A 23,936-nucleotide genomic window follows, 5' to 3' on the forward strand; every position below is an offset into this window, starting at 1 on the left:
CAAGGGCAACGGCGACTTATGTTGACAAAAAGCATGAAATTCGTCACGAAGGCGCATGGCACCGAAAATCACCCCAGAAGAAGCGGCGACGCGTCGTGACACGATCCTGCAGGCTGCACGATGGTGCTTCTTGAATTTCGGGTATTCCAAGACATCATTGGACGATATCGCCAAGCGCGCCGGCCTATCCCGGACACTGCTCTACAGGATTTTCAGCGACAAGGAGGATATTTACACGGCCGTGTTCCGCCACTGGCTTATCTCACGGCATCCGCGTGCGCGCGAGGCTGCAGCAACGACCGGAACGCCCCAGGAACGCCTGTTTGAAGTGTGCCGCATCATGATGATCGAACCATGGGCCGACATGACGGGTGCGCCCATGGCGGGAGAATTTTTCGAGGTATGCGAGCGTCTCGATCCGGAGGTCGATGCGCTTCACCGCACGGTAGCACATGAGTGCATCGCGGCGATACTGGACCATGATAAAGCGGCCGAAGTATTCCTGTTGGCGTTGGATGGGCAAATCGGAGATGAACCGACTGTTCCCGTCCTTGAACAACGCGTAAGACTGCTGGTGGACAATTTTGTTCGCGGCTAACGCCTGTCTTCAACCCGAGCAGTAACACGAGTTCAGACGCGCTCTTCAAGCAGGCTGAGAACATCTCGCCCGCCATAGAAAATACCAAGAATGTGGATCATGTCGCCTTACACAATAAAGGCAACGCTCACGCGTCAGCGATAGCCGATAACGCGCAGCCTGGAAACCGTGCCTTGCCGCAGCCTCCCACGCTCGGGAAGAACGGGATCAGGCGAACGCTGTGACCTTCAACTTTCAGGGAACGCTATCCTGCCCTTCGATCGCCACGGGCCCTTATGCGGCGCTCAAGTCGTCCAGCTCCGTCCAAAGGGGATAGTGATCTGAGCCTTTTGCCGTTTTGTCAGCCCAGCAGCGTCTTACCTTTCCTGCCTGCGATGCGGAAACGAAACAATGATCGATGCGGCCCCCTTGCGGATGGGTGCTGCCCTCACCTTCCTGGTTTCCCCCGGCAACCCAGGCATCGGCAAGCCCGTCGCGATTGACGAGGCGGCCGTATTGGCCCGCCTGCGGTCCGATCATGCGGGCATATTCAGCGCTGTCGGCGGTGAAATTCATGTCGCCCATCACCACCATGTCGCGCGGCATCGGCGGCATCGCGCCCTCCGTCCAGCCAGCGGCGGGATCGGGATGGCCGCCACACCATGCTCCCCCCTCCGCGGGCGCCCGCGCGAAAATATCGAGCATGGCCTCCACCTGCGGCAGGCGGGTCTCCGCGCAGAGATGGCTGAGATGGACGCTGTAGACGCGCAACGCCCCTTCACCCACCGCGATCACCGTTTCCAGCATGCCCTGCTGGATCGAGTGCTGCGTCAGCGTCGCGAATTTCGGCAATGGGAAATTGCGGCTGGAAAGGATCGGAAAACGCGACAGGACCATGGTGCCGAACTGTCTGCGGCGGGAGACGAGGCGTCCCTCGCTGCCCCGAAAACTCGCATCCATGTCGGCATTGGCGCCATAGACCCAATAGCGGTCGCCAAGCGCATCGGCGATGACCTGCGGCTCATCGACCATGCCGGAGCGCGCCCAGTAACGGTCCACTTCCTGCAACGCGATGATATCGGCATCGCGGATTTCATCGGCGATGCGGGCAAGGTCGTAGCGCCCGTCGGCGCCGAGCCCGTACTGGATATTGTAGGAAACAAGCTTCATGCCGCGATCCTCCCGCGTGCTTCGGCAAAGAGGTCGGGACGATCGAGATTGATGTAATCCACGCCGGCTCCGGCGATCTCGAGATGCGTGGCCGGATCGTCGCCGCCGTAATAGACCATGACGTCCAGTCCGGCAGCACGGCAGGTGTCGACAAGACCCGGACGCATCATCTGCGCGGGCGTGATCTCCAGGATCGACGCATGATGCAGCGGCCCCGCCAGCGACGGCGATTTCGCCATGTCGAGCGTGATCATCTTGCGAAACTCGGGAGCAGCGGCATGAAGACCGTCGCGCATCTGCGCGCTGAAGGAGAAATAAAACGTGTCATCTACCATGCCGAGATCGCGAACGAGTGCCGCAAGTTTGACCGGGTCGCAAAGCTTCAGCTCGATATAGACGCCGCAGCGGCCGCGCAGATGCTCCAGATAGGCATCGAGGCGCGGCACGGGCTCGCCCGCGAATTCCACCCCGAACCAGGCGCCCGCATCGAGCCTGTCGATCTCCTGCGCGCAGGCGTGACCGATGGGGCCGGTGCCGTTCGTCGTCCGCTCGAACGTCTCGTCATGCAGCACGTACAGCACGCCGTCGGCGCTTTCGCGAACATCGAGTTCGATGTAATCCGCCCCCTGCTTCAGGGCCAGATCCGCCGCAGCGAAGGTGTTTTCCGGTGCAAAGGCGTTTGCGCCGCGATGGGAAACGATCAGCGTCATTGGGCGACCTCCGCCGCATGGGAAGATTGGAACGCGGACGGCACGGGCTCATGGATGGTCGTGGTGATATCGGCGTGGAGGCCCGGAAGCCGGTTACCCTCGGCATTAAAGAACAGCGTGCGCTCCGCATCAAAGGTGAGGCCGGCGGCTTCGCCGATCGCGAAGCGCGCCTTCTCACCGGCTTCCAGCGCGTGCAGACGGCCAAACGCGGTGTCCAGCGTGTAGAATATCTCGCGGCCCATCGGCTCGATCAGCGATACTTTGCCGGTCATCGCCGCCTCCGCCGGTGCAATCATTGCGATGTCCTCGGGCCGCAGGCCGAAGGTGATATCGCCGCGGTAGGTCGCGGAAAGGTTCATCACCCGTTCGCCGACCAGCACCGTGTCGACACACGCCTCGCCCTTGATCAGGTTGATCGGCGGCGAGCCGATGAAGCCGGCGACGAATATGTCGCGCGGGCTGCGGTAGAGTTCGTCGGGCGTACCGGTCTGCGCGATGCTGCCGTTGTTCATGCAGATGATCCGGTCGGCCATGGTCGTCGCCTCGATCTGGTCGTGGGTGACGATTAGCGTGGTGATGCCGAGGCGGGCCTGGATCGCCTTGATCTCGGCGCGCATGGCGATACGCAGCGTCGCATCGAGATTGGAGAGCGGCTCGTCGAGCAAAAGGATGTTCGGCTCCTTCACCAGCGCGCGGGCCAGCGCCACACGCTGCTGCTGGCCGCCGGAAAGCTGTCCGGGACGGCGCTCGAGCAACATGTCAACCTGCACGAGGGCCGCCGCCTCGCGCACCCGCCTGTCGGCTTCGTCCCTCGGAACATCCTTGAAGCGCAGCGGAAAGGCGATGTTCTGCTGCACCGTCAGATGCGGATAGAGTGCATAGGACTGGAAGACGATGCCCACATTGCGGTCGCGGGCGTCGACGCGATTGACGGTGTGATCGTCGAAGAGGATCTGTCCCGAGGTCGGGGCATAGAGGCCCGCGAGCAGGAACAGCGTCGTCGATTTCCCGCACCCCGAAGGACCGAGGATGGCGACAAATTCGCCGTCGTTGATGGTGAGGTCCATCGGCCGAAGCACCTGGGTCTGGCCCCAGCTTTTGGTGACTTTGTCGAGTGTGATCTTTGCCATTCTCTTATCCCTTGATCCCGCCGAAGCTCATCTGGGTCAGGTATTTTTGCGTGAAGATGTAGAGGACGAGCGCCGGCAGCACGTAGACGACGCCAACGGCGGCGACGAGGCTGTAGTCGACGCCCATGCTGTCCTCCGAAACGAAGAAGAGGTAGAGGCTCATCGTCAGGCTGGTCTTTTCGATCAGCAGCGTCTGCACAAAGACATATTCCTCCCAGCCGCGCAGGAAGGTGAAAGTCCCGACCGCGATCAGCCCGCCGACGACCTGCGGCAACACCACCATGCGGAAGGCCTGAAAACGCGAGGCGCCGTCCGTGATCGCGCTCATCTCGATGTCCCAGGGAACGGCGTCGAAGAAGCCCTTGAGCACGAAGATCGCGAAGGGCAGTTCGAGCGCGCACAGGACAAGGATGACGCCGGAGAGCGAGTTGAGAAGACCCATCCAGTACATCTGGATGAAGATGGCCACTGTCAGCGCCAGCGCCGGAAAGGCGTGCAGCAACAACAGCCCGCGCAGAAAACTTTCCCGCCCGGCGAAGGAAAAGCGCGACAGCGCATAGGCGGCGGGTGCGGCAACGACTGTCACGATCAGCGTCTGCGCGCCGGCAAAGGCGAAGGAATTGCCCATCGCCGACCAGACCGATGGCATGAGGCCGATGCGGCTCTGGCTGCCGCGCTCGGCCGCTACGCTGGCGGGGTCCCAGAGAAAGGCAAAATTTTCGACAGTCAGGTAGGGGCCTACTCCGACAGCGAAGCCGGCGACCGTTGCAAGCATCACCCCCCACCGCAGCCGCCTGGCTGTCTGCCCGTCGGGGGCGAAGAGGGCGATGGCGATCAGCGCGAGATAGCCGGCCGCAGCAACAGCGAACAGCCGCCAGAGGATGGCGGTTCCATCGCCGCCCTTGTCCGTCAGCGAGATCGCCAGCAGCCAGAGGTAAGGAAGGACGATCGGCAGCGAAATGACGGTGAGGAAGCCGATGACGATGGCCAGAAAGCCGGTGCGGTTCCAGAGCGTCCGGCGGGCCAGGCGGCTCCAGTCCGTGGCTTTTCGGTCCGGAGCCCCTGCGATGGTGGTCATGGTCATTTTACAATACCTCGATTTTCGGGGCCGTGAAGCTCTGCTTCATGCCGGTCATGCGCCATTGCAGCAGCGTGACCGCAACGCCGATCACCATCAGGCCGAGCGCCAGCGCCGCACCATAGGCATAGGCGCCGCTTTCGAAGGCGCGGCGATAGACGTACAGCGCGTAGGTGGTGGAATCGTAGACCGGTCCGCCGTGGGTAATCAGCAGGATGTATTCGTAGGTCGTCATCAGCGAGAGCGCCTGATAGATGGTGATGAAGCGCAGCGGCGGCAGCAGCGCCGGCAGCACCACATGGCGCAGCACCGACCATTCGCCAGCGCCATCGATGCGGGCGGCGCTGAACAGATGCGACGGGATGGAACGGATCGTCGAGGTCATGATGACCATGGCGAAGGAGGCGCCGACCATGCCGTTTGCGATGACGATCAGAAGCAGCGGCTGGTCGTTGCGCAGATTGAGCAGCGGAAAGCCGAGCGCGCCGCCGATCTGGTTGATAAGGCCGTAGGAGGTCGGATCGGCGACCCAGATCCACAACACGCCGTAAAGCACCGCCGGGCTCATGCGCGGCAAAAGCCACAGACCGCGGAAGAAGGCGCCAAGCCGCTCCGGCACCGCCGTCGTCGTAACCGCAAGGATCGCCCCGAGGCCGATATTGAACAGGAACAGCGTGGCCGTCACGTAGATGAACGTCGTCATCAGCACCATCGGCAGGCGGCTGTCGCGGCCGAGCATGCGCATGACGTTATCGAAGGTGAATTTCTCCACCTTCAGATTTGCGCCCATATTGGTGAAGGCGATGACGACATCGATCAGGATCGGCGCGATGAAGAAGACCGACAATATGACGATCGCAGGCATCAGATAGAGGATGGGGCGGGCGGGCCGGTGGTGTCTTGGCGGTCGTGACATCATGGATGGGGTCCTGAATGCCGAAGGCAGGCGGAAGCTCGGGCCCGCCTGCCTTCGCCGATCGTCAGTTGGAGAGCGCGTCGCGAATTTCCACCTCGCTGCCGAACTGGACTTCCAGCTCGTCGGCGATGAATTCGACGGCCTCGGCAGCGCTCATGCGCCCGGTCTCGACGGCCTGGAGGCCGCTGAACAGCACCTTGTTATAGCTGCCAAACTTGGTGTGGTTGGGTACGAATTTGGCGTGCACCATCATCGGCGATGCAGCTTCGAGTGCCCAGTTCGCCTTGTAGTCCGGCATGGCAGTCTGGGCGTTGCTGATGGCGGTGTGGTAGGAAGAAACGGCGTGCTTGGTGTTGAAATAGGGAAGCGAGGCGAGCGCCACCAGATCGGCAGCGATCGCGGCATTCGTTCCCTTCGGGTTGATCGCGTAGGCGATCGGGTGCGACAGGTTGGCGGGTTTTCCGCCCTTTTCGGCGGCCGGCGCCGGGATCCAGCCGATCTTGTTGAAATAACCCTTGCCGTCCGTCGGCCAGGTTGCGCCGAGCTTGTCGCCGACCTGCCAGGCAACAGCCCACACGCCCTGATGGAAGACAAAGGCCTTTTCCTGCTTGAAGGCGGTCTGGATCGCCTCCCAGCTCATCGCCGTGTTGTCGACGGGGGTGACACCTTCCTTGGCGTTGCGCTCATACCAGGAGAGGGCCGCTTCCATTTCCTTCTTGGGGAAAAGCAGCTTGCCGGTTTTCTCGTCGGTAAACTTCACGCCATTCGACGCGAAGACCATCAGATAGTCGATACCAACATTCGGGCGATGCAGCATCCCGTACTGGGCGGCACCCTTTTCGACCACTTCCTTGCTGAGTGCGGTGAAGTCGTCGAGCGTGAACTCACCCGTCTCGACCCTGGCGGGAATGGCATCGATAAAGGCTTCGTCCTTGCCGATCTTGCGCAGCATGTCCTTGTTGTAGAAGAACATGCGGATCTCGGCGTCCTGCGGGATCGCGTAGACCTTGCCATCGGTGCCCTTGACGGAATTCCACAGCACCGGCAGCACATCGCCATAGACCCATGGCTTGGCGGCGATTTCCTCATCCAGCGCCTTGGCGTAGCCGTCGGTCGCAAACTGGCCGATCCATTCGTGCGGCAGCAGATAGATATCCGGGCCCTGATTGACCGCAAAAGCCTTCAGCGTATCGAGAGCGTAGTCGTCCCAGCCCTTCTGGCCGCTGTTGTTTGCCTCGATCACGATCGTCTTGTCGATGCCGGCGGCCTTGTACTGGCTGTTCAGGATAGCGGCGGCGTCCTCGATGTTGGTGATGCGCGCAGGGCCATTGCGATCGGCAAGGGTCCACAACTTCAGCTTGATTTCCTCGGCATTTGCAGCCGATGAAAGGAGGGCGATAGCGGTCGCTGCGAGAGTCAGGGTTCGAAACATGATTACCTCACTTGGATTTGGTGGAATAACGATGGTTGAGTAATTAATTAAGTTGCTTACTTAACAATCGAATGACAATCCTGTGGTGGCACGTGATTTTTTTGAGACATCGAAAATGCTGAATGAAAAAACTGATTTAATGGGACTGAGCGGCAGCCATCAGCGGCTCATCCACCTTCTGCGGCGCTCGGCGCCGGCGTCACGGGCAGAGCTGGCAGCCCTCTGCGGCCTCACCCCGGCAGCCGTCAGCATGCTGATCCACGAGCTGATGGTGCGCGGCATCGTTGTCGAGAGCGGGCGGCGGCAAGGTCATCGGGGGCCACCGCAAATCGATTTGCGGCTTTCACCGGACGCGGGCTATGCGCTCGGCATCCATGCCGACTACTATTCCGTCTATCTGACGCTCCTCGATTTCTGCGGCACGCTCCGCGGCGAGCACCAGATCCGCAACAGCGCCGCAACCTTCGATAACGTTGCGGCGACGATTGCGGAAGGCGCGGAGGCGCTCCTGTCGCGAACCGGCATATCCGCCGCCGACCTGATCGGCGCCGGTTTTGCGCTGCCCATCCGTTTCCGCAGCACGGAGCCCGCCCTCGATCTGGCCGAGGACGTAGGCCGATGGGGCGGCATCGACATCGCTGCCACCTTGTCGGATGCGCTGGGCTGCTCCGTGATCGTGGAAAATGACGCCAATGCCGCCGCCATCGGCGAGTTGACGGTCGGCAACCCGGAACACCACAAGAGCTTCTTCCACCTCTATCTCGGCAGCGGTATCGGCGGCGCGGTCGTTCTCAACGGCAATCTCCATCGCGGCGCCATCGGCAATGCCGGCGAGATCGGCGCGCTGCGCCCCCGCTCCATGTGTCGGCCGTCATTCGACGACCTTGCCGCCTGGCTCAAGGCCGACGGCGTGGTCCTGCCACAGGGGCGAGACCCCGATGAATGGGAGACCGTGCTGGCCACCGCACCGGAAAGCGTGGAACGGTGGCTGCAACGGGCCGGGCCGGAAGCCGCGCGCCTCGCCTTCGCAGCCGGCGCCATTCTCGATCCGCCCGCTATCTATATCGGCGGTACGCTTCCAAAAAGTGTCCGCCGCGCCCTGATCGGATGGATGGATTTCTCGCAGCCGGCGCTTTTCGACGGCGCCACGCTTGGCCAGCCCCGCATTCTTCTGTCGGAAATCCCGGCCACGAACAGCGCCGCCCTCGGCGCGGCAGCGCTCGTCCTGCACCATATGACTTCGCCGCCCTAAGCCGTCGCTGAAATGCGCCGGCGACAAGCCGCGGCAGTCACGCAACGCGGCGGCTACGCAAGTACGGTATCCCGACCCTGTCCGCATCAGCGCCGGTTCCGGCTCTCCCGGCGTGTTCCCTATTTACGATGACAACCCAGCTGTGTTTTAATCCCGGCATCATGGTAGGGAAACCAAGGTATTTCAGGGTATCCGCCCTTCAGGCAATATGCCTCTTGCTTAGTGTTTCTGTCCTTTTTCTCCTGGCCTCCTGTGCGAGGCCAGGCCAAGCGGCCCTGAAAGTCGTAAAGCCGGCGCAGGGCGCGATACAGCAGACAATTCTGGTCGTAACGACACGCGAACCCGACAGGCTGGGCAATAACGGGTTTACCAGCGAAAGGTCGCAAGACCCTACCTATCTCCGTGTGGTCGTTTCGGTTCCGCCGGGGCATCGGCCGGGCATGATCGAATGGCCGAACGGTATGCCGAATGCTGCGTCTTCCTTCGCCGTGATCGAAAGCAAAGTCATTTCACACGAACAATTCGTTGGTATGGCTGCCGCCAATCGCTCGGCATTGGTCTTTGTCCACGGCTACAACAACAATTTCCAGGAAAGCCTGTTCAGGCTCGTTCAAATATCCGCCGATGCCGATGTCAGAAGCATGCCCATATTGTTTGCCTGGCCATCCCGCGCGAATTTCTCAAGCTACCTTGCGGACAGGGATTCCAGTAATTTCTCACGCGATGAACTTGTCCAGACGCTGGAGGATCTCGGCAACGGAAAAGTCGAGACCACGATTTTGGCCCATAGCATGGGAAGCTGGCTGACCGTAGAGGCCCTGCGGCAACTGCGCCTTCAATCCAGCAATCGTGCGCTCGGCCAAATCGACCAAGTGATACTGGCCGCGCCCGATGTCGACATCGATGTTTTCCGAAAACAATTAAAAGTCGTGGGCAAGCTGAAAAAACCAATCATCGTGCTGTCGACACAGGACGATCTGGCACTCGCGACCTCACGCTGGCTCGCGGGCGCCTCGGCAAAGGTCGGGGCGCTCGATATCGAAGATCCCCGCACCATCGCACTGGCCGAAGAACGCAATCTTCAAATCATCGATATCAGCGATGTCAGGGCTCAGACGAGGATAAGACACGACAGGTTTGTCACGCTTGCAACCATGTTTCCCAGAATACCCTTGCGGGCCTTGACGGGCGGGAGGGTCGGAACAGGTACGCTTTCCGCCGCGTCGGCGAGTTCGGAAGATGGACGTATCCTGAGACAGGCGATTGAACTGCTGGACGAGGAGAAAGATCTGGCGCCACCACGCAAATCCGCCGTTTCAACGCAATAAGGAGAGAGGAGAGCGACATGGAAAGACATCGCAGATTATTTCTTCAGCTCATCGGCACATTGATACTTGTACCAGGTGCAGCTTCCGCGCAGACAGCCGGATCGCGTGCTCCCGTGGGCAGGCGCCCCCCGCCGCCGCCGAATCTGGAAGAAAAAGCCCCACCGCCCCGGAAAGGCTATCGATGGGTTCGCGGAAGATGGGTGTGGAGCATCCGGCGCAGCCGATATGTCTGGGTGCCCGGACGCTTTCAGCGCTACCGGTCATAGGACGAAGACCGGCCATCAATGTTGACCCCAAATCGAGGCTATATCACCTATGGCCGATGGGCGTTGCTGCGCTTTATTTTCTCCTCGGCATCCCGACGGTGCGCGGCGCCGACAAGAGGCAGGAGTTGCCAGAGCGCGGAAACGCCTATCAACGTATAGGCAATCCGGGCGAGGATGGCACCGGGGCCTCCTAACAGCAGCCCGACAGGATCGAACTGGAACAGGCCGATAAGAAGCCAATCCAGTCCCCCAATAACAATGAGGGTCAACATAATGACGTTCAATGTACGCATCTTGCCAATCCTATTCAGGTGACGTTTTGACCAAGACTAGGCAAGATAATGAAGGGCTGTTTGCAGCCCTGTACTCCCACCATATTCTTGTCGGCATCGCTTCTGACGATCGTTTGACTCTCAGCCGGAACTTGCGGTTTCGGGGCCTGAAAGGACGGTCGCGATCCATTTCGTAGAGGCGGCCATCGAACAGAAAACGATGAAGGCGATCAAAATCGGAACCCCTATGAACGCTCCCGCCAGCCCCCACATGAAACTCCAGAAGAACACAGCAAATATGACCGCAAAAGGAGATATGGCCAGGGATGCGCCGGCCAGCCTCGGCTCAAGATAACTGCCGATGATGAACTGTATGATGTTGAGGCTTGTGAATATGAGCAAGGCAGGTTGCCATGTATCGAACTGGGCAATGGCAAAGAGGGTTGGCAGGGTGGTCGCCAACAGCGGCCCCAGAAACGGAATGTAGTTGAAGGCAAATGCGATGACACCCCAGGCCGCAGCCAGTTCCAATCCCGCACCGATAGACAGGAGCCATACGAGCAATCCCGTGAGAATGCTGGCGAAGGTCCGCACCAGCATGAAACGGCGAAATTTCATGGCGATGATGCGGTTCGCGTCAAGAATGATCTGGCCGTAGGGCTGTGCGGCCGGCAACCGCAAACGCACGGCGAAATCCCCGACCTCCAGAAGCCCGAGCATGACGAAGATCAACACCAGCACGGCAAAACCACCGAACCGATTCAACCTGCTCACTGTTCCCTGCATGACGGACAGAAGCCTGGAAACATCGAACCAATCCGCAATCGGCCCGGCTATTGCAATGCCATGTTGCTCCAGCCAGTCCACAGCCGCCGAATAAGCGACCTGCAGACGGTCCGCATTCGTGAACAGCCACTGTCCCAACCGGCTTAATCCCCAGGCGAGCGACGAACCAATCACGGTGATGAAGCCGATCGTGATGATAAGCGTGATCAGCAGCGCCAGCAGACGCGGGAGCCTCGTCTGCAAGGCGACCTGGCAGGGCCACACGATCGCGATGATGAACAGGGCGAAAAACAGAGGCGCAAAAACCGACTGTGCCACAAACAAGAGAGCAATAACGAGAATGCCGGCAATCAGCATACCTGTCATCGGCCTGCGTGGCGCTTCCGGCATTTTCCGCTCCTGATAACTGCCAGACGCCTTCGGTACCGGCATGAATTGATTTCAAAGAATATTCTTATGGATGCGGCCATCCTTCATGATGAGGGACAGGGACTTCTGAGGATCTTCCAGCAGACCGATATCATCAAGCGGATTACCATCGACGACAATAATATCTGCCAATGCTTCCGCTTCGATAACCCCAAGCTTGCCGGGATAGGGATTGCGGAAACTGGAAAGCGCCAGCAATTCGGCGTTGCCTGATGTCGCCATCTGCAGGATTTCCGCGTTTGAGTACCAGTTACTCAAATGTGTCAGCATGAAGTTCTGACGCGGCCTGAGCTGGGGCGAAAACAGGACATCGGACCCCCAGGCCGTCTTGATCCCGTACTTCCGGGCAAATTCATAGATTTTCGGCGTACCGGCAAACAGTTGCTGTATACGCTCCAGCCCCGGTCCGCTCTGCGACGCGGCGTCCTCCATCGTCAGGAAAGGTTGCGTGCTGAGCCATGCGCCCTTGTCGGCGATCATTCTCGCCGTATCCTCATCGATCAGATGCGCGTGTTCGATACAGGCAACACCCGCAGCCAGCGCACGTTGAACCGCCCGAGGTGTATAGGCGTGAGTCGCGACATAGGTGTTCCAGTCGCGGGCGACCTCGACCGCTGCCCGAAGCTCTTCCTCGCTGAATGTCGTCATGTCGAGCGGACTTCGGGGAGAAGATACCCCTCCGCTTCCCACCATCTTGATCTGCGAGGCTCCCTGGAGCAATTGCTCCCGGACCCGCAACCGGATATCGCCGATACTGTCGACAATTGCCGATGCGCCCATCAATTCGCTTGAGCTTAACTTCGCTCCATCCCTTGGGATTTCCGTCAGCAGACGTAGATCGCCGTGACCGCCTGACGTCGTTATCATTGCCCCGCACGGGAATATGCGCGGGCCAGAGATGATCCCCCCGTCCACGGCCTGCTTGAATGAAAATACGGGCCCGCCAAGATCGCGCACTGTTGTGAAGCCGCGCAGAAGCGTCCGCTCGGCTTCAGCAGTCGCCGCCGCAAAAATGATGCCGGGGTCACCCGCCAAAAGGATATTGAGGGGAACCGCCGCAAAAATCGTATGCCAATGAGCATCGATCAAACCCGGCAGCAGAACACCATTGCGGCAATTTATGACAGTCGCATCTGCCGGTGCGGGATTGTTGGCCGAGTCAATCGCGGTGATTTTGCCATTCTCAACAAGAACCTGCACACCCGTCTGGACTGTACTCGATTTGCCGTCGAAAAGACGCACCTCGCGGAACACGGTTTTTGAGGGAGCGTCTTGGGCAGCGGAGGGCTTCGGCATTGCGCTTGAAAGCGCCGCAGCTCCAAGACCCACCAGGAATCCGCGTCTCGACAAGGCTTCCAGCCGACGCGAAACGATCTGCAGTGAAGGATTGAAGCAGGCGCACCCGGAATTATGGACCAGATGGCTATATTTCTGTCCGAAACTTTGCATGAGGCTTGGTCTCCCCAATAGGGTTACCCGCCATCGCTATCATGGCGGCATCCCGATACGGCAAATCAGGGAGCGCGGTTGTTTCCTACGCGCTCCCGGCAGTTTCGTGAAACACCTCAATAGTCGACGGCATCACGGACAATCGGGCACGTCATGCAATGGCCGCCGCCGCGACCGCGCCCAAGCTCCGCACCCGTGATCGTAATAACCTCGATACCCTCCTTGCGAAGCAGGGTATTGGCGTAGGTGTTGCGGTCATAGGCGTAGACGACACCGGGTGAAGCACAGACGAGGTTTGCACCACTGTCCCACTGGGTTCGCTCGCGCATGTAGTCGTTGCCGCCGGTCTCCACCACGCGCATCTTTTTCAGGCCGAGGGAATCCCTGACAGTCTCAACAAAGCTGCCCTTGTCCTTGTGCAGCTCCACCCCGCCATTGCCATCCGGGCGGAAGGAAAAGGCCTCAATGCCATTGACGATATCCGGATAGAGCAGGACGCAATCGCGGTCGGCGAAGGTGAAGACCGTATCGAGATGCATGGCCGCGCGCAGCTTGGGCATGGCGGCGACAATCACGCGTTCCGCAGCCCCCTTCTCGAACAATGCGGCAGCGACCTGACTGATGGCCTGTCGGGACGTTCGCTCGCTCATGCCGATCAGGACATTGCCTTTGCCGATCGGCATTACGTCGCCACCCTCCAGCGTTGCCAGTCCCCAGTCCTTGGTCGGGTCGCCCCACCAGACATTGACGTTCCCCGCAAAGTCCGGATGGAACTTGTAGATCGCCGTCGTAAGGATCGTTTCCTCATGACGCGCCGGCCAATAAAGCGAGTTGAGAGTGACGCCGCCATAGATCCAGCATGTCGTGTCACGCGTGTAGAGCGTATTGGGCAAGGGTGGCAGAAGATATTCGTTAACACCCGCGGCATCGCGGATCAGTGCGAGCTGCGCCCCGCCGAGGCTGTCGGGAAACTCATAGGTCGACAAACCGCCGATCAGCGTTTCGGCAAGTTCCCGGTCTCCCAATCCCTCGAGATATGACCGGACCTCATTGATGAGCCCCAGCCCGATCTGATTGGGCACAACCTGATGATCGAGAATCCAGGCCTTTGCTTCCGGCACGGCGACGGTCTGCGCCAGGAGATTGTGCATCTCCAATACCTCGACACCTCGATCGCGCATTTTCGTCATGAAGTCGAAATGGTCGCGCTTGGCATTTTCAACCCACAGGACGTCGTCAAAGAGAAGCGCGTCGCAATTGCTCGGTGTCAGTCGCTGGTGCGCTCGGCCGGGCGCGCAGACCATTACCTTGCGCAGTTGCCCAACTTCGGAATGAACGCCAAAAGCTGTCGTTTGTGTCATGACCTTCGCCTCTCCGTTTAGGGTGTGATGATACCTGTCAGCAAACCGTAAGCCCCAACCAGACCTCCGATGAGCGTCACTGCAAACACGATGAGTTCAGCCGGCGTGAACAATGTGAGCTTCTGCTCGCGTCGCGCCCAGAAATAGAGAACCGTGCCCGGAACGAACAACACCGCAACGAGCAGGACATATTTCAAGCCGGCGGCGGCAAACATGAAGAGCGTGTAGACAACGGCGACCCAGGCGAAGAACTGATCGCGCCCGCGTTGTTCCGGTGTCGTCTCGTAACCCTCACCCCGACGAGCCAGCAAAACGCCATAGCCGGCAACGAGAAGATAGGGCAAAAGCGCCGTCACGCTTGTCATGTCGAGCATGACGTTGAATGCATCTCGCGACCAATAGGTCGAAATGACGAAAAGCGAGACGACGATATTGGTGAGCCAAAGAGCGTTGGCCGGCACCCTGTTGCCATTCTGTGCAGCGAAGATTTTCGGCATGTCCTGCGACTTGGCTGCGGCAAAAAGCACTTCGGCACAAATGAGAGACCAGGCCAGATAGGCACCGAGAACGGAAACCAGGACACCAATGGAGATGAAGACCGCACCCCAATGCCCCACGACCGCTTCAAGAACGCCCGCGATGGAAGGCTGCTGAACCGCCGCAATGGATGATTGTGGCAAAACGGCATATGGCAGCAGGGTTACGGCAACCATGAGCCCCGTAACGCCGACGAAACCGAGGATGGTCGCTGAGCCGACATCGGACCGTTTCTGGGCGAAGCGGGAATAGACGCTCGCCCCCTCAATGCCAAGGAACACAAAGACGGTGATCAGCATCGTGTCCCGCACTTGGGCGATCAGCGATTTAGCCGGCATGTCTGCGCCACCGAAAAAATTCTCGGAGAATTGCGCGTAGTTGAAGAAGACGATCAGCGCCACGATGAAGACCAGGATCGGGACAATCTTGGCAACGGTGACGATCGTATTGATGAAGGCTGCCTGCTCCACGCCTCGCAGGATCATGAAGTGAAACAACCATATGCCGATAAGCGAAACGATGATCGCCGTGGCACTGCTTCCATCACCAAAGATTTCGGGGAAGAAGCGTCCCAGGGTGGAGCCGATCAGAACCCAGTAGAAGACGTTGCCAAGGCAACTGCCGAGCCAATAACCGAAGGCGGAAAGGAAACCCATGTAGTTTCCAAACCCTTCCTTCGCATAGGCAAAAACGCCGGAATCTATATCGGGCTTTTTCTCGGCGAGAGCCTGAAAAACCCGCGCGAGCATATACATGCCTGTCCCGGCAATGGCCCAGGCGATTATCGCGCCGAAAGGTCCCGTGGCAGATCCGAAGCGACCCGGAAGATTGAAGATACCCGCCCCCACCATGGAGCCGACAACCATTGCCGTTAGCGAAAATAACGTGAGTTTCTGTTGCGGCGCTGCCATAGACCTACCCTCCAACCAAAGTATAAATCCAGATTCAAGCATGCAATAGACAAGAAAAATCGCGCAGTGAATCATATATTCACGGCAAAAACCCTATATAGTCATGTATCCTTTTGTAATACTAAATATAACTGCGAAAAACCCGAAACTTAAAATCGCGAAAACAATCAATTCCACATGGTTAAATATCCCAACACCCTGCTCATTCCTTGCCATGAGGAAAAGAACGGTGCCCGGAACATAGATCAAGGTTGTCAGAAGAAGATATTTCACCCCTGCCGCATAGATAAGTCCGGAAGTATAGATCAGGGCCAGGAGTGACTGTATCGTTTCAGCACTATTGCGCCCGACCTGTGCGAAAAGGGAATCTCCCTGCAAAGCCGTTTTCACTCCAAACGCCGCGACGAGAAGATACGGTACAAGGATCATGGAGCTTGTCATTGCGACGGCGAGCATGAAGGCATAGTCGGAAAACATCGACACGATCAGGAACAGCTGCACGATAATGTTCGTCAGCCAAAGCGCATTGGCCGGAACCCCGGAACTATTTTCCCGAGCCAGAAACCTTGGCATGGTCTGATGCGTGGCGGCGGAGTGGAGGATTTCCGCCGCCAGCAGCACCCAGGCGATGTAGGCGCCGGCGACGGATATGACCAAACCGATGCTGACGAAGATCGCCCCCCACGGCCCGGTGACAGCCGCCAGCACCCCTGCCATCGACGGGTTGCGCAATTGGGCAAGCTCTTCCTTCGGCATCACCCCATATGAAAGCAGCGTGATGGCCAGCATCAGGGCCAGAACGAACAGAAAGCCGCCGACCGTGGCGGTGCCGACATCGGTGCGTTTTCGCGCATATCTCGAATAGACGCTCGCGCCCTCTATCCCGACAAAAACGAAAACGGTGACCAGCATGGTGTTTCTGACCTGGCTGGCAAGCACCCCCAACCCGGCCTCATCCGCACCCCAAAAGCTTTCGCGAAAGGTCTTCCAGTCGAAGGCCAGCAAAACCAGCAGAAGAAACACGAAGATCGGCAGAAGCTTGGCGATTGTCACCACCGTATTGAGAGCCGTTGCCTGCCGGATACCTCTCAGGATCAGACTATGAAACACCCACAACAACACGGACGATGTGGCAACCGCAACCAGCGTGTTACCGTCACCGAAGGCCGGGAAAAACAGACCAAGCGTCGATTTCACCAGTATGAAGTATGTGACGTTTCCAAGCAGCGCCGCTGCCCAGTACCCAAGAGCCGACAAAAAACCGAGATAGTTGCCGAAGCCTTCCCGTGCATACATGAAGATACCCGCATCCAGATCCGCGCGCCGCTGCGCCAGGGTCTGGAAAACGAGAGCCAGCATAAGCATGCCAATTCCGGCAATGGTCCAGGCGATAATCGCGCCAAGCGGGCCCGTAGCCTTTCCGAATGCCTGCGGCAACGAAAATATCCCCGCGCCGACCATCGAGCCGACAACCATCCCGGTCAACGTCACCAGCGATAACTTTGCTTCACCATGTACGGCCATCGCTCATTCCCCCTCGCCAACCTTGGTGTGTTGTGGTCGTGCACTCCCTCCGAACCAGGATGACTTGATCCTCTCCCGCATGGTCTGAACGAGGATGTATAGAAGTGGGATGATCAGGATACCGACCAAGGTGCCAACCAGCAGACCACCAAAAATGGAGACGCCGATCGCCTGTCGGCTTGCCGCCCCCGCCCCGGTCGCAAAAACCAGTGGAAGCACACCAAGCACGGAGGCCATGGCTGTCATGAAAACGGGCCGGAAACGCTGGAATGTTGCCAAACGAGCGGCCTCGGTGATCTCCAGCCCCGCCTCTCGCCGTTCCTTGGCAAATTCAACGATCAGAATGGCATTTTTCGCCGCCAGTCCTATCAGGAGAACCAGTCCGATCTGTGCGTAAACATTCAGATCCAGGCCCGTGATCAGAAGGCTGAACAGCGCCCCTGCTGCTGCTGCACATACGGAAAGTATGACGGCTAAGGGCACCGACCAGCTTTCATATTGAGCGACGAGAAACAGGTAGGTGAAGACTATTCCCATGATGAGCAGGGCTGCGGTTTGCGCTCCGGCCTGCCGCTCCTGCAATGCCAGCCCGGTCCATTCGAAACCGAACCCCGCGGGAAGCGTCTCGGCAGTAACGTTCTCCATCGCAACCAGCGCGTCTCCCGTGCTCACGCCGGGACCCGGCTGGCCGTTGATCGAAGCGGCGGGAAAAAGATTGTACCGGTTGATGGAACTTGGGCCGTATATCGTCGAAACGGACGCCACCGCCTGTATCGGCACAAGTGCATTGCTTGAAGACCGCACCCTGAGACGCTGGATATCCTCGACACGAGACCGGAATTGGGTGTCGTTCTGCAACCGCACCTGAAAGACGCGGGAAGAGAGATTAAAATCATCGATATAGGCGGAACCAAGCTGTGCCTGCGCGGCACTGAAAATTGCCGCCGGTGACACGCCATACAATTCGGCCCGGTTCCGGTCGATATCCATGAACAATTGTGGAGAGTCTGCCGAGAATGTGCTGAACACCCCGGCGAGTTCGGGCGATTGATTGGCCCTGCCGATGAGACCCCGCATGACCTGGGCAAGTTCGCCTGGCTGCTGCCCATCCCGCGCCTGCAGCCGGAAATCGAACCCGCCGGTGGTGCCCAGTCCAGGAATTGCTGGTGGATTGAAAGCAACGACTGACGCGTTGGAAAACACGGTAAAATCGCGTCTCAGCTTCGCCAATATTGCATCGGCGCTTTCGTCCGGGCTCCGCTCGCTCCATGGCTTCAAGGCGGCAATCACCATCCCGGCATTCGACCCGCCTCCTCCAATGAGGCTCATGCCTGAAATACCGATGACATTTTCAACGCCGGGCGTGTTGCGCAGGATTGTCTGGACCTGCGACACCGTCTGCTGCGTCCGCCCGATCGCCGCAGCATTTGGAAGCTGGATATTTGTGAAAAGATAACCCTGATCTTCCGAGGGAATGAAGCCTGTTGGCAGCACCCGTACCAACGCATAGGTCCCCGCGAAAATTCCCAGGATGACCAGAATCGAAATGGCGACGCGCGTCGACAGTGCCAGGAGCATCCGGATGTAAAAATCTCTGATCCAGCCCAGTGAGGAATTGAACCACTCAAATATCTTCGGCCGGTGCGTCGCCGGCGGCTTCAGCAGCATGGCGCACAGTGCCGGACTGAGCGTGAGGGCATTAATCGTCGAAAAGCCGATCGTCACCAATATCGTGACGGCAAATTGCCGATAGAGCTGTCCGGTTATTCCCGGCAAAAAGGACACGGGCACGAATAACGCCCCAAACACAAGCGTCGTTGCGATGATCGGGCCGGTAACCTGCTCCATTGTTTTGAGCGTCGCGTCGGTAATCGACAACCCGTCTTCCTGCATGACGCGCTGCGCATTTTCCGCCACGATGATCGCGTCATCCACCACAAGGCTGATGGCCAGAACCATTGCGAACAATGTAATCGTATTTGCCGAATAGCCGATGAAGTAGAGAACGGTAAAGGCTCCGATCAACGAAACCGGAATCGTAAGCGTTGGAAGAATTGTCGCCCGCCAATCCTGCAGGAAGATATATACAACGGCGACCACCAGAACGAATGTAATGGCAAGGGTAATTACGATCTCTTTGATCGTTGCATTGAGAAAATTTGTTGTATCGAAAACAACCGTATAAGCGATGTCTTCGGGAAACTGTTGCTGTAAACGTTCCAGTTCGGCCCTGGCGGCCTGCGATACCGACAATGCATTCGCATCAGCCGATTGATAAAGAACGATCGTCGCGCTCGGCCTGCCGTTGAAAGTCGATACAGTGTCATAGGACTGCGCACCAAGCTCAACCCTCGCCACGTCACGCAATCTCACGATTGCACCATCGGTATTGGTTCGGACAACGATGTTCCCGAATTCCGAAGGGTCGCTCAATCTACCCTTTGCCAGTATGGTAAGTTGCAGTTGCTGTCCATCTGCGGTTGGTGGCGAGCCAATCTGACCCGCTGACGCCTGAGCGTTCTGAGCTTGAACCGCGGCGCTCAGATCGGCTGCGGTAACACCGAGTGCCTCCATGCGATCGGGATTCATCCAGATGCGCATGCTGTAGGCGGGACCGAAGACGCCAGCATCTCCAACACCCGAGATACGCGCCAATGCATCTCTGATGTTGATCGAGGCATAGTTGCTGACAAAGAGCTCGTCCCTCGTGCCCTTCGGCGAGTAGATCGCAACCCCCATCAACATGCTTGACGACCGGCTTCTAACCGTGACGCCTGTCTGCGAGACGGCCGCAGGCAAACGCGGCGTTGCCGTTGCCACCCTGTTTTGCACGTTGATCTGTGCAATTTCCGGGTCTGTCCCGACAGCGAATGTAACGGTCAGCGAATAGGTGCCGTTGTTGGTGCTGGAGGAAGACATGTAAAGCATGCCTTCAACGCCATTCACCTGTTCCTCAATCAGCGCGCCGACACTTTCAGCCATGACATTGGCGTTAGCGCCGGGATAGGTCGCGGAAACCTGTATTTCGGGGGGCGTGATCGGCGGAAACTGCGTGACCGGAATCTGTGTCATCGCAAGTGCGCCGGCGATCACCATGACAATCGCGATCACCATCGCAAAGCGTGGAAGCCGGATGAAGCTTCCGGGGCTCATCATGGCTTCGTTCCAGCACTACTGATATCGGCGGGCATCACCTTGAGCGACATGCCTTCCGCGACGCTCTGGAGATTGCCTGTGATAAGCCGTTCACCGCCAACGAGGCCTTCCTCTACGATCCAGTTCCCCGACATTTCGCCGTCAGCCTTGATGCGGCGCAATTCCGCGCGGTCGCCCGTACCGGCGAGCAGCACGTATTTCCCATCTCGATCCTGCTGCACGACCTCCTGTGGAACCACCGGTTTCATGAGAGGTTCTCCCTCACTCACGACAACAGTCACGAATTGGTTCGGCAAAAGCAAAGCATCCGGGTTCGAAAACAGCGCCCGCACCGCAAGCGTTCCGGTCTGCATATCAACCTGATTGTCCAGAAACTCGATTTCACCCGTCTGAATATAGATTTGGCCGTTGGACAAACGCAGGTTCGTCTTGAAGTGTTTGGCGAGCTCCTCCTTGGAAGCTCCGCCGGCTGCGGCGCGCAGGTCGAGAATAGAGCGATCACTCACCGAAAAAACGACACGAATGGGATCCATCTGGACGACACGGGCAAGCGCTGTTGTCGTATTGCCCACGAAGCTACCCACCGAAACATGTGAGACGCCTATTCTTCCCTGGATCGGCGAAGAAATCCTCGTGTAGCTGAGGTTCAGCTTGGCTTGGTTCACCCTGACATCGGCCGAGCGCAGACTGGCAATTGCGGAATCGCGTGCAGCCTGACTTTGCTCAAGCACGGCCTGGGAAACGCTGCCTCTCGCAAGCGAAAGGTTTCGGTTCAGGCTCTGTTCGGCATTGACGAGGCTCGATTGCGCGGCCTCGCGCGCAGCCTCCGCATCGTCCAAAGCCAGTTGATAGCCTTCTTGTTCGATCACGAACAAAGGCTGGTCTACAGTGACCAGCTGCCCTTCCTGAAATATCCTTTGTTTTACAAACCCCGGCACCCTCGCGAGGATATCAACCGAATTTGCCGCTTCCACGCGACCAACAAATTCGTATCTCGGAGAGACATTCATCAATTGTACTGGAAGAACCTCTACGCTTTGAAGTGACTGTGCGTTGAGATCAAAAGAAATCGCCGAGAATAACAAAGCCCCGCAAAGCCATCTCAACCTTAGGATAAGAATAAAGTAATATTGACGCATTCAACTCACACTCTACCACTCTAGCTGGCGAGTAACTCGCCGGCTATCTACTCGGACATAGAGTCTATGCGGAAAACCGCAGATGCACGTTGAAAACTAAGGAATGCAGGCAGTTGGAGCCGCATTCATTCACAATTCCATCCACTGATGTATTAGCTGTAACGTAAAAAAAGCAAGATACAACTCCAAGAAGTAACGAGTTATTTCCCCCTCTCGAGAGAAGAGCTTTCGCCTTTCGTTGCCTCTACATCGCCGGGAGAACGGTGTGCAGATGCCGTCGCTATGATTTTCATGGCAGCCGCGAGGAGCAGGATGGAAACGGGTAACACCAGCGCATTCCAGTCAGGCATCTCCTCCAGTTCTGCTACCAGCGTCACGAAATGCACGACGAGATAAAGAATGATCATCTGAAAGAAGAGATTTTTGAGTTCGGCGACGCCTTCAATGAGCATCCAGCGAGGCAGTTGCGCTCTCCAGTGTGCGGTTGGGCTGGCGACAAAGCCGACCGTAATTGCGCAGCCGAAAATCACGAGGACGATAGCGAATAGAAGCTTGTCCACGCCTTGCAATACTGCGGCGACGATTGCCTGATCCGGATTTACGCGCATCTGGACAAAGGCGTTGCCAATGGCCAGCAATCCTTCCCAGAACATAAGAAAAGAAGCTGCGATCACGCCAATGGACGCAAGCCCCATGACATACCGAAGGCTGAGCAAAAATGACAACATTGCTTCCTCTCCCCGATAGCGCTTGGAAACACACTGAAACGCCAGTTTCCGCATCTCCGTTTCCGGCACTGTGCCTCAATTGTCAGCGGAAGGGCAAGAATGCATGCCCAGGTCGCTATAATTCAGAAAAACTGGAAACCAATTTGTTTCCATCTTTCAGTTTCAGTCCCGTTTTGTGCTAAAACGCTTTTCGGCAATCTGGAGTTTCAATTTACAGTGCACTCAAAATCGATCGGTGACACTCGTGATAAACGACTTCATTCCCTGGCTTTACGACACATTGTCGATCTCGGCTCGCCTGATTGCCGCTGTCGTGTTTGGAACGGTCATTGGCCTTGAGCGACAGTGGCGACAAGGCGCAACCGGACTGACAACCCATGCACTTGTGGCTTTTGGCGCCGCAGCTTATTGCGCATTGCCGGCTATTCTGGAGGTCAATGAAGACATTCGCATGGGCGGACAAGTCGTCACGGGAATAGGCTTCCTTGGTGCTGGTCTGATCATGCGCGACGGACTTAATATTCGCGGCTTGAGCACCTCGGCAACCGTATGGGCGACCGGCGCAATCGGTGTTCTGGCCGGCTATGGAAGATTGTTTGAAGCCACCGAAGCCACGCTCCTTATCCTGCTGATCAACATGGCCTCCCCGAAATTGGTCCGACTTGTGGAGCGCTTCGTGCCTCATCGTCCCGTTGCCGCACAACAGCATACGATCGAGGTTCGTACGGCCCCTGAAAATGAGGCAGAGGTCCGGGCGCGTCTGATGGCGCAGACCGGAGATCATCAACTGGCGGTAAAGTCGCTTGCACGGCGCGTCAATTCGACTGATCAAACAATTACCATTGATGTCGTCATTTCAGGGGACGTGATCGATAGCGAAGTCATTAGCGCCCTTGTCCAATCGCTCAGCCTGTCTCCGACCGTCCTGTATTGCGCTTACAGATAATTTTGATACAGCGGCTCACCTCCCGTATCCGCCATATGTCATCTGGCTTGATAGACCGTCTTTGCCTCGCCAGTTTCAAAACGCCTGTGCAAACCATCCGATTCCGCAGCCAAGTTTTCGAACACATCCTTCATTATCGAATCTCCTCGAAGCCTCGGCGTTCCAGCTTGGTGAGTACTGCGATTGGAAATCTTAATCCCGTTACGCCGATTTTGGCTTCCTTACGGCGCCCTGACGAGGCCTTAAATCCCCGGCCTGCCCGAACGTAAAAGCCCGCTTGGTAGCGGGCTGCGTTTTTGGTTGCGAGGGGCCTGAGCGCACAGAGACTTGTAAATTTACGCCCAGCCGCCTTTGCGCTCTTGTGAACGGCGAGGTTATCAAGAATGACGACGTCGCCCTTCTTCAGCGTCGCTGCGAATTGTGTTTCGACATAAATATCGAAGGCCGCCCGCTTCATCGCCTTGTCCACGACCCAGGGAGCGGTCAGCCCATCGCACCGCAGTACCGCGATGAAGGTTTGTGTGCCCAGTACCCGAAAGGGGCGTGCGCTTTGAGGGGTTGCCCTTTGCGGCTTCATCCGCGCAGACGCGTCATCTTCGTGGGGACCGAGGTTTCGTCGATAGAGACCAGACCGCCTGGCTGCTCGCGCATTCGGGGCTGGCGGGATTGCTGCCATGCCTGCCGGGCCGCAGCGACGTCAGCACGTTCGCATTCCGACGTCGGCAGCGCTTTTTTATATGTGAAGCCAGGCGGTGGCAAGGCCACCGTGGTTTCCTACCGATTTCCCAGTGGTAGGCTTTCCCGTTGGCGCTCCCGCGCATCGAGATGGCCGTGGTTTC

At 58.1% G+C, this 23,936-nt stretch carries 20 protein-coding genes, 1 pseudogene and 1 CRISPR repeat array (1 of these 22 running past the window's edge); of the genes and pseudogenes, 5 read left to right on the forward strand and 16 right to left on the reverse strand.

The window, feature by feature from the left end:
- Positions 1-55 precede the first annotated feature (55 nt).
- Entirely contained in the window at positions 56-598 is a 543-nt protein-coding gene (locus ACIQUH_RS10440) for a TetR/AcrR family transcriptional regulator (protein ID WP_400814517.1), read from the forward strand.
- A gap of 273 nt (positions 599-871) precedes the next feature.
- Here the strand turns inward: ACIQUH_RS10440 and ACIQUH_RS10445 are convergent, their stop codons facing one another.
- The 6 genes from ACIQUH_RS10445 to ACIQUH_RS10470 all read right to left on the reverse strand — a co-directional run bounded on the left by ACIQUH_RS10445 (position 872) and on the right by ACIQUH_RS10470 (position 7,013).
- A complete protein-coding gene (locus ACIQUH_RS10445; RefSeq protein ID WP_400814519.1) occupies positions 872-1,747 on the reverse strand; it encodes an endonuclease/exonuclease/phosphatase family protein in 876 nt (291 codons plus the stop codon).
- Positions 1,744-2,457 (reverse strand): glycerophosphodiester phosphodiesterase family protein, encoded by a 714-nt coding sequence (locus ACIQUH_RS10450; protein ID WP_269344489.1) that lies wholly within the window; start codon positions 2,455-2,457, stop codon positions 1,744-1,746. The genes ACIQUH_RS10445 and ACIQUH_RS10450 overlap by 4 nt, the downstream gene beginning before the upstream one ends.
- A complete protein-coding gene (locus ACIQUH_RS10455) occupies positions 2,454-3,587 on the reverse strand; it encodes an ABC transporter ATP-binding protein (RefSeq protein WP_400814522.1) in 1,134 nt (377 codons plus the stop codon). The genes ACIQUH_RS10450 and ACIQUH_RS10455 overlap by 4 nt, the downstream gene beginning before the upstream one ends.
- Before the next feature lie 4 nt (positions 3,588-3,591).
- Positions 3,592-4,671, reverse strand: coding sequence for a carbohydrate ABC transporter permease (locus ACIQUH_RS10460; protein WP_400814524.1), 1,080 nt, complete (start codon positions 4,669-4,671; stop codon positions 3,592-3,594).
- 1 nt (position 4,672) lies between these two features.
- Entirely contained in the window at positions 4,673-5,584 is a 912-nt protein-coding gene (locus ACIQUH_RS10465) for a carbohydrate ABC transporter permease (protein WP_400814528.1), read from the reverse strand.
- A 61-nt stretch (positions 5,585-5,645) separates the two neighbouring features.
- Positions 5,646-7,013, reverse strand: a complete 1,368-nt coding sequence (locus ACIQUH_RS10470) for an ABC transporter substrate-binding protein (protein ID WP_400814530.1) — start codon at positions 7,011-7,013, stop codon at positions 5,646-5,648.
- Positions 7,014-7,128: 115 nt separating this feature from the next.
- On the opposite strand from ACIQUH_RS10470, the gene ACIQUH_RS10475 reads away from it, so the two are divergent.
- The 3 genes from ACIQUH_RS10475 (at position 7,129) to ACIQUH_RS10485 (ending at position 9,859) form a co-directional block, all read left to right on the forward strand.
- Positions 7,129-8,265, forward strand: coding sequence for an ROK family protein (locus tag ACIQUH_RS10475; RefSeq protein ID WP_400814532.1), 1,137 nt, complete (start codon positions 7,129-7,131; stop codon positions 8,263-8,265).
- A gap of 440 nt (positions 8,266-8,705) precedes the next feature.
- Positions 8,706-9,593, forward strand: coding sequence for an alpha/beta hydrolase (locus tag ACIQUH_RS10480; RefSeq protein ID WP_400814535.1), 888 nt, complete (start codon positions 8,706-8,708; stop codon positions 9,591-9,593).
- Positions 9,594-9,610: 17 nt separating this feature from the next.
- Positions 9,611-9,859, forward strand: coding sequence for a hypothetical protein (locus ACIQUH_RS10485; RefSeq protein WP_400814537.1), 249 nt, complete (start codon positions 9,611-9,613; stop codon positions 9,857-9,859).
- Between the two features lie 47 nt (positions 9,860-9,906).
- On the opposite strand, the gene ACIQUH_RS10490 is transcribed toward ACIQUH_RS10485, so the two are convergent.
- The 9 genes from ACIQUH_RS10490 to ACIQUH_RS10530 all read right to left on the reverse strand — a co-directional run bounded on the left by ACIQUH_RS10490 (position 9,907) and on the right by ACIQUH_RS10530 (position 22,151).
- Positions 9,907-10,152, reverse strand: coding sequence for a DUF378 domain-containing protein (locus tag ACIQUH_RS10490; protein ID WP_400814539.1), 246 nt, complete (start codon positions 10,150-10,152; stop codon positions 9,907-9,909).
- A gap of 120 nt (positions 10,153-10,272) precedes the next feature.
- Positions 10,273-11,307 (reverse strand): AI-2E family transporter, encoded by a 1,035-nt coding sequence (locus ACIQUH_RS10495; protein WP_400814541.1) that lies wholly within the window; start codon positions 11,305-11,307, stop codon positions 10,273-10,275.
- Between the two features lie 51 nt (positions 11,308-11,358).
- A complete protein-coding gene (locus ACIQUH_RS10500) occupies positions 11,359-12,795 on the reverse strand; it encodes an amidohydrolase family protein (RefSeq protein WP_400814543.1) in 1,437 nt (478 codons plus the stop codon).
- Between the two features lie 116 nt (positions 12,796-12,911).
- Positions 12,912-14,156, reverse strand: coding sequence for an arginine deiminase (locus tag ACIQUH_RS10505; protein WP_400814545.1), 1,245 nt, complete (start codon positions 14,154-14,156; stop codon positions 12,912-12,914).
- 17 nt (positions 14,157-14,173) lie between these two features.
- Positions 14,174-15,604: a basic amino acid/polyamine antiporter gene (locus tag ACIQUH_RS10510; RefSeq protein WP_400814547.1), complete on the reverse strand. Its 1,431-nt coding sequence runs from the start codon at positions 15,602-15,604 to the stop codon at positions 14,174-14,176.
- Positions 15,605-15,697: 93 nt separating this feature from the next.
- Positions 15,698-17,128: a basic amino acid/polyamine antiporter gene (locus tag ACIQUH_RS10515; RefSeq protein ID WP_400814549.1), complete on the reverse strand. Its 1,431-nt coding sequence runs from the start codon at positions 17,126-17,128 to the stop codon at positions 15,698-15,700.
- 3 nt (positions 17,129-17,131) lie between these two features.
- Positions 17,132-20,284, reverse strand: a complete 3,153-nt coding sequence (locus ACIQUH_RS10520) for an efflux RND transporter permease subunit (RefSeq protein WP_400814551.1) — start codon at positions 20,282-20,284, stop codon at positions 17,132-17,134.
- Positions 20,281-21,423: an efflux RND transporter periplasmic adaptor subunit gene (locus ACIQUH_RS10525; protein WP_400814554.1), complete on the reverse strand. Its 1,143-nt coding sequence runs from the start codon at positions 21,421-21,423 to the stop codon at positions 20,281-20,283. The genes ACIQUH_RS10520 and ACIQUH_RS10525 overlap by 4 nt, the downstream gene beginning before the upstream one ends.
- Before the next feature lie 200 nt (positions 21,424-21,623).
- Positions 21,624-22,151, reverse strand: coding sequence for a YqhA family protein (locus tag ACIQUH_RS10530; protein WP_400814663.1), 528 nt, complete (start codon positions 22,149-22,151; stop codon positions 21,624-21,626).
- A gap of 244 nt (positions 22,152-22,395) precedes the next feature.
- Here ACIQUH_RS10530 and ACIQUH_RS10535 point away from each other — a divergent pair, with 244 nt between their 5' ends.
- Entirely contained in the window at positions 22,396-23,097 is a 702-nt protein-coding gene (locus tag ACIQUH_RS10535; protein ID WP_400814556.1) for an MgtC/SapB family protein, read from the forward strand.
- A gap of 349 nt (positions 23,098-23,446) precedes the next feature.
- Here ACIQUH_RS10535 and ACIQUH_RS10540 read toward each other — a convergent pair.
- Positions 23,447-23,844: pseudogene (locus ACIQUH_RS10540) on the reverse strand (transposase); the annotation flags it as partial.
- A 16-nt stretch (positions 23,845-23,860) separates the two neighbouring features.
- Positions 23,861-23,936: a CRISPR direct-repeat array (repeat unit 36 nt) (it continues 488 nt past the right edge of the window).

Origin of the sequence: Agrobacterium sp. NPDC090283 (assembly GCF_044769685.1) — a bacterium.
Taxonomy (GTDB): domain Bacteria; phylum Pseudomonadota; class Alphaproteobacteria; order Rhizobiales; family Rhizobiaceae; genus Agrobacterium.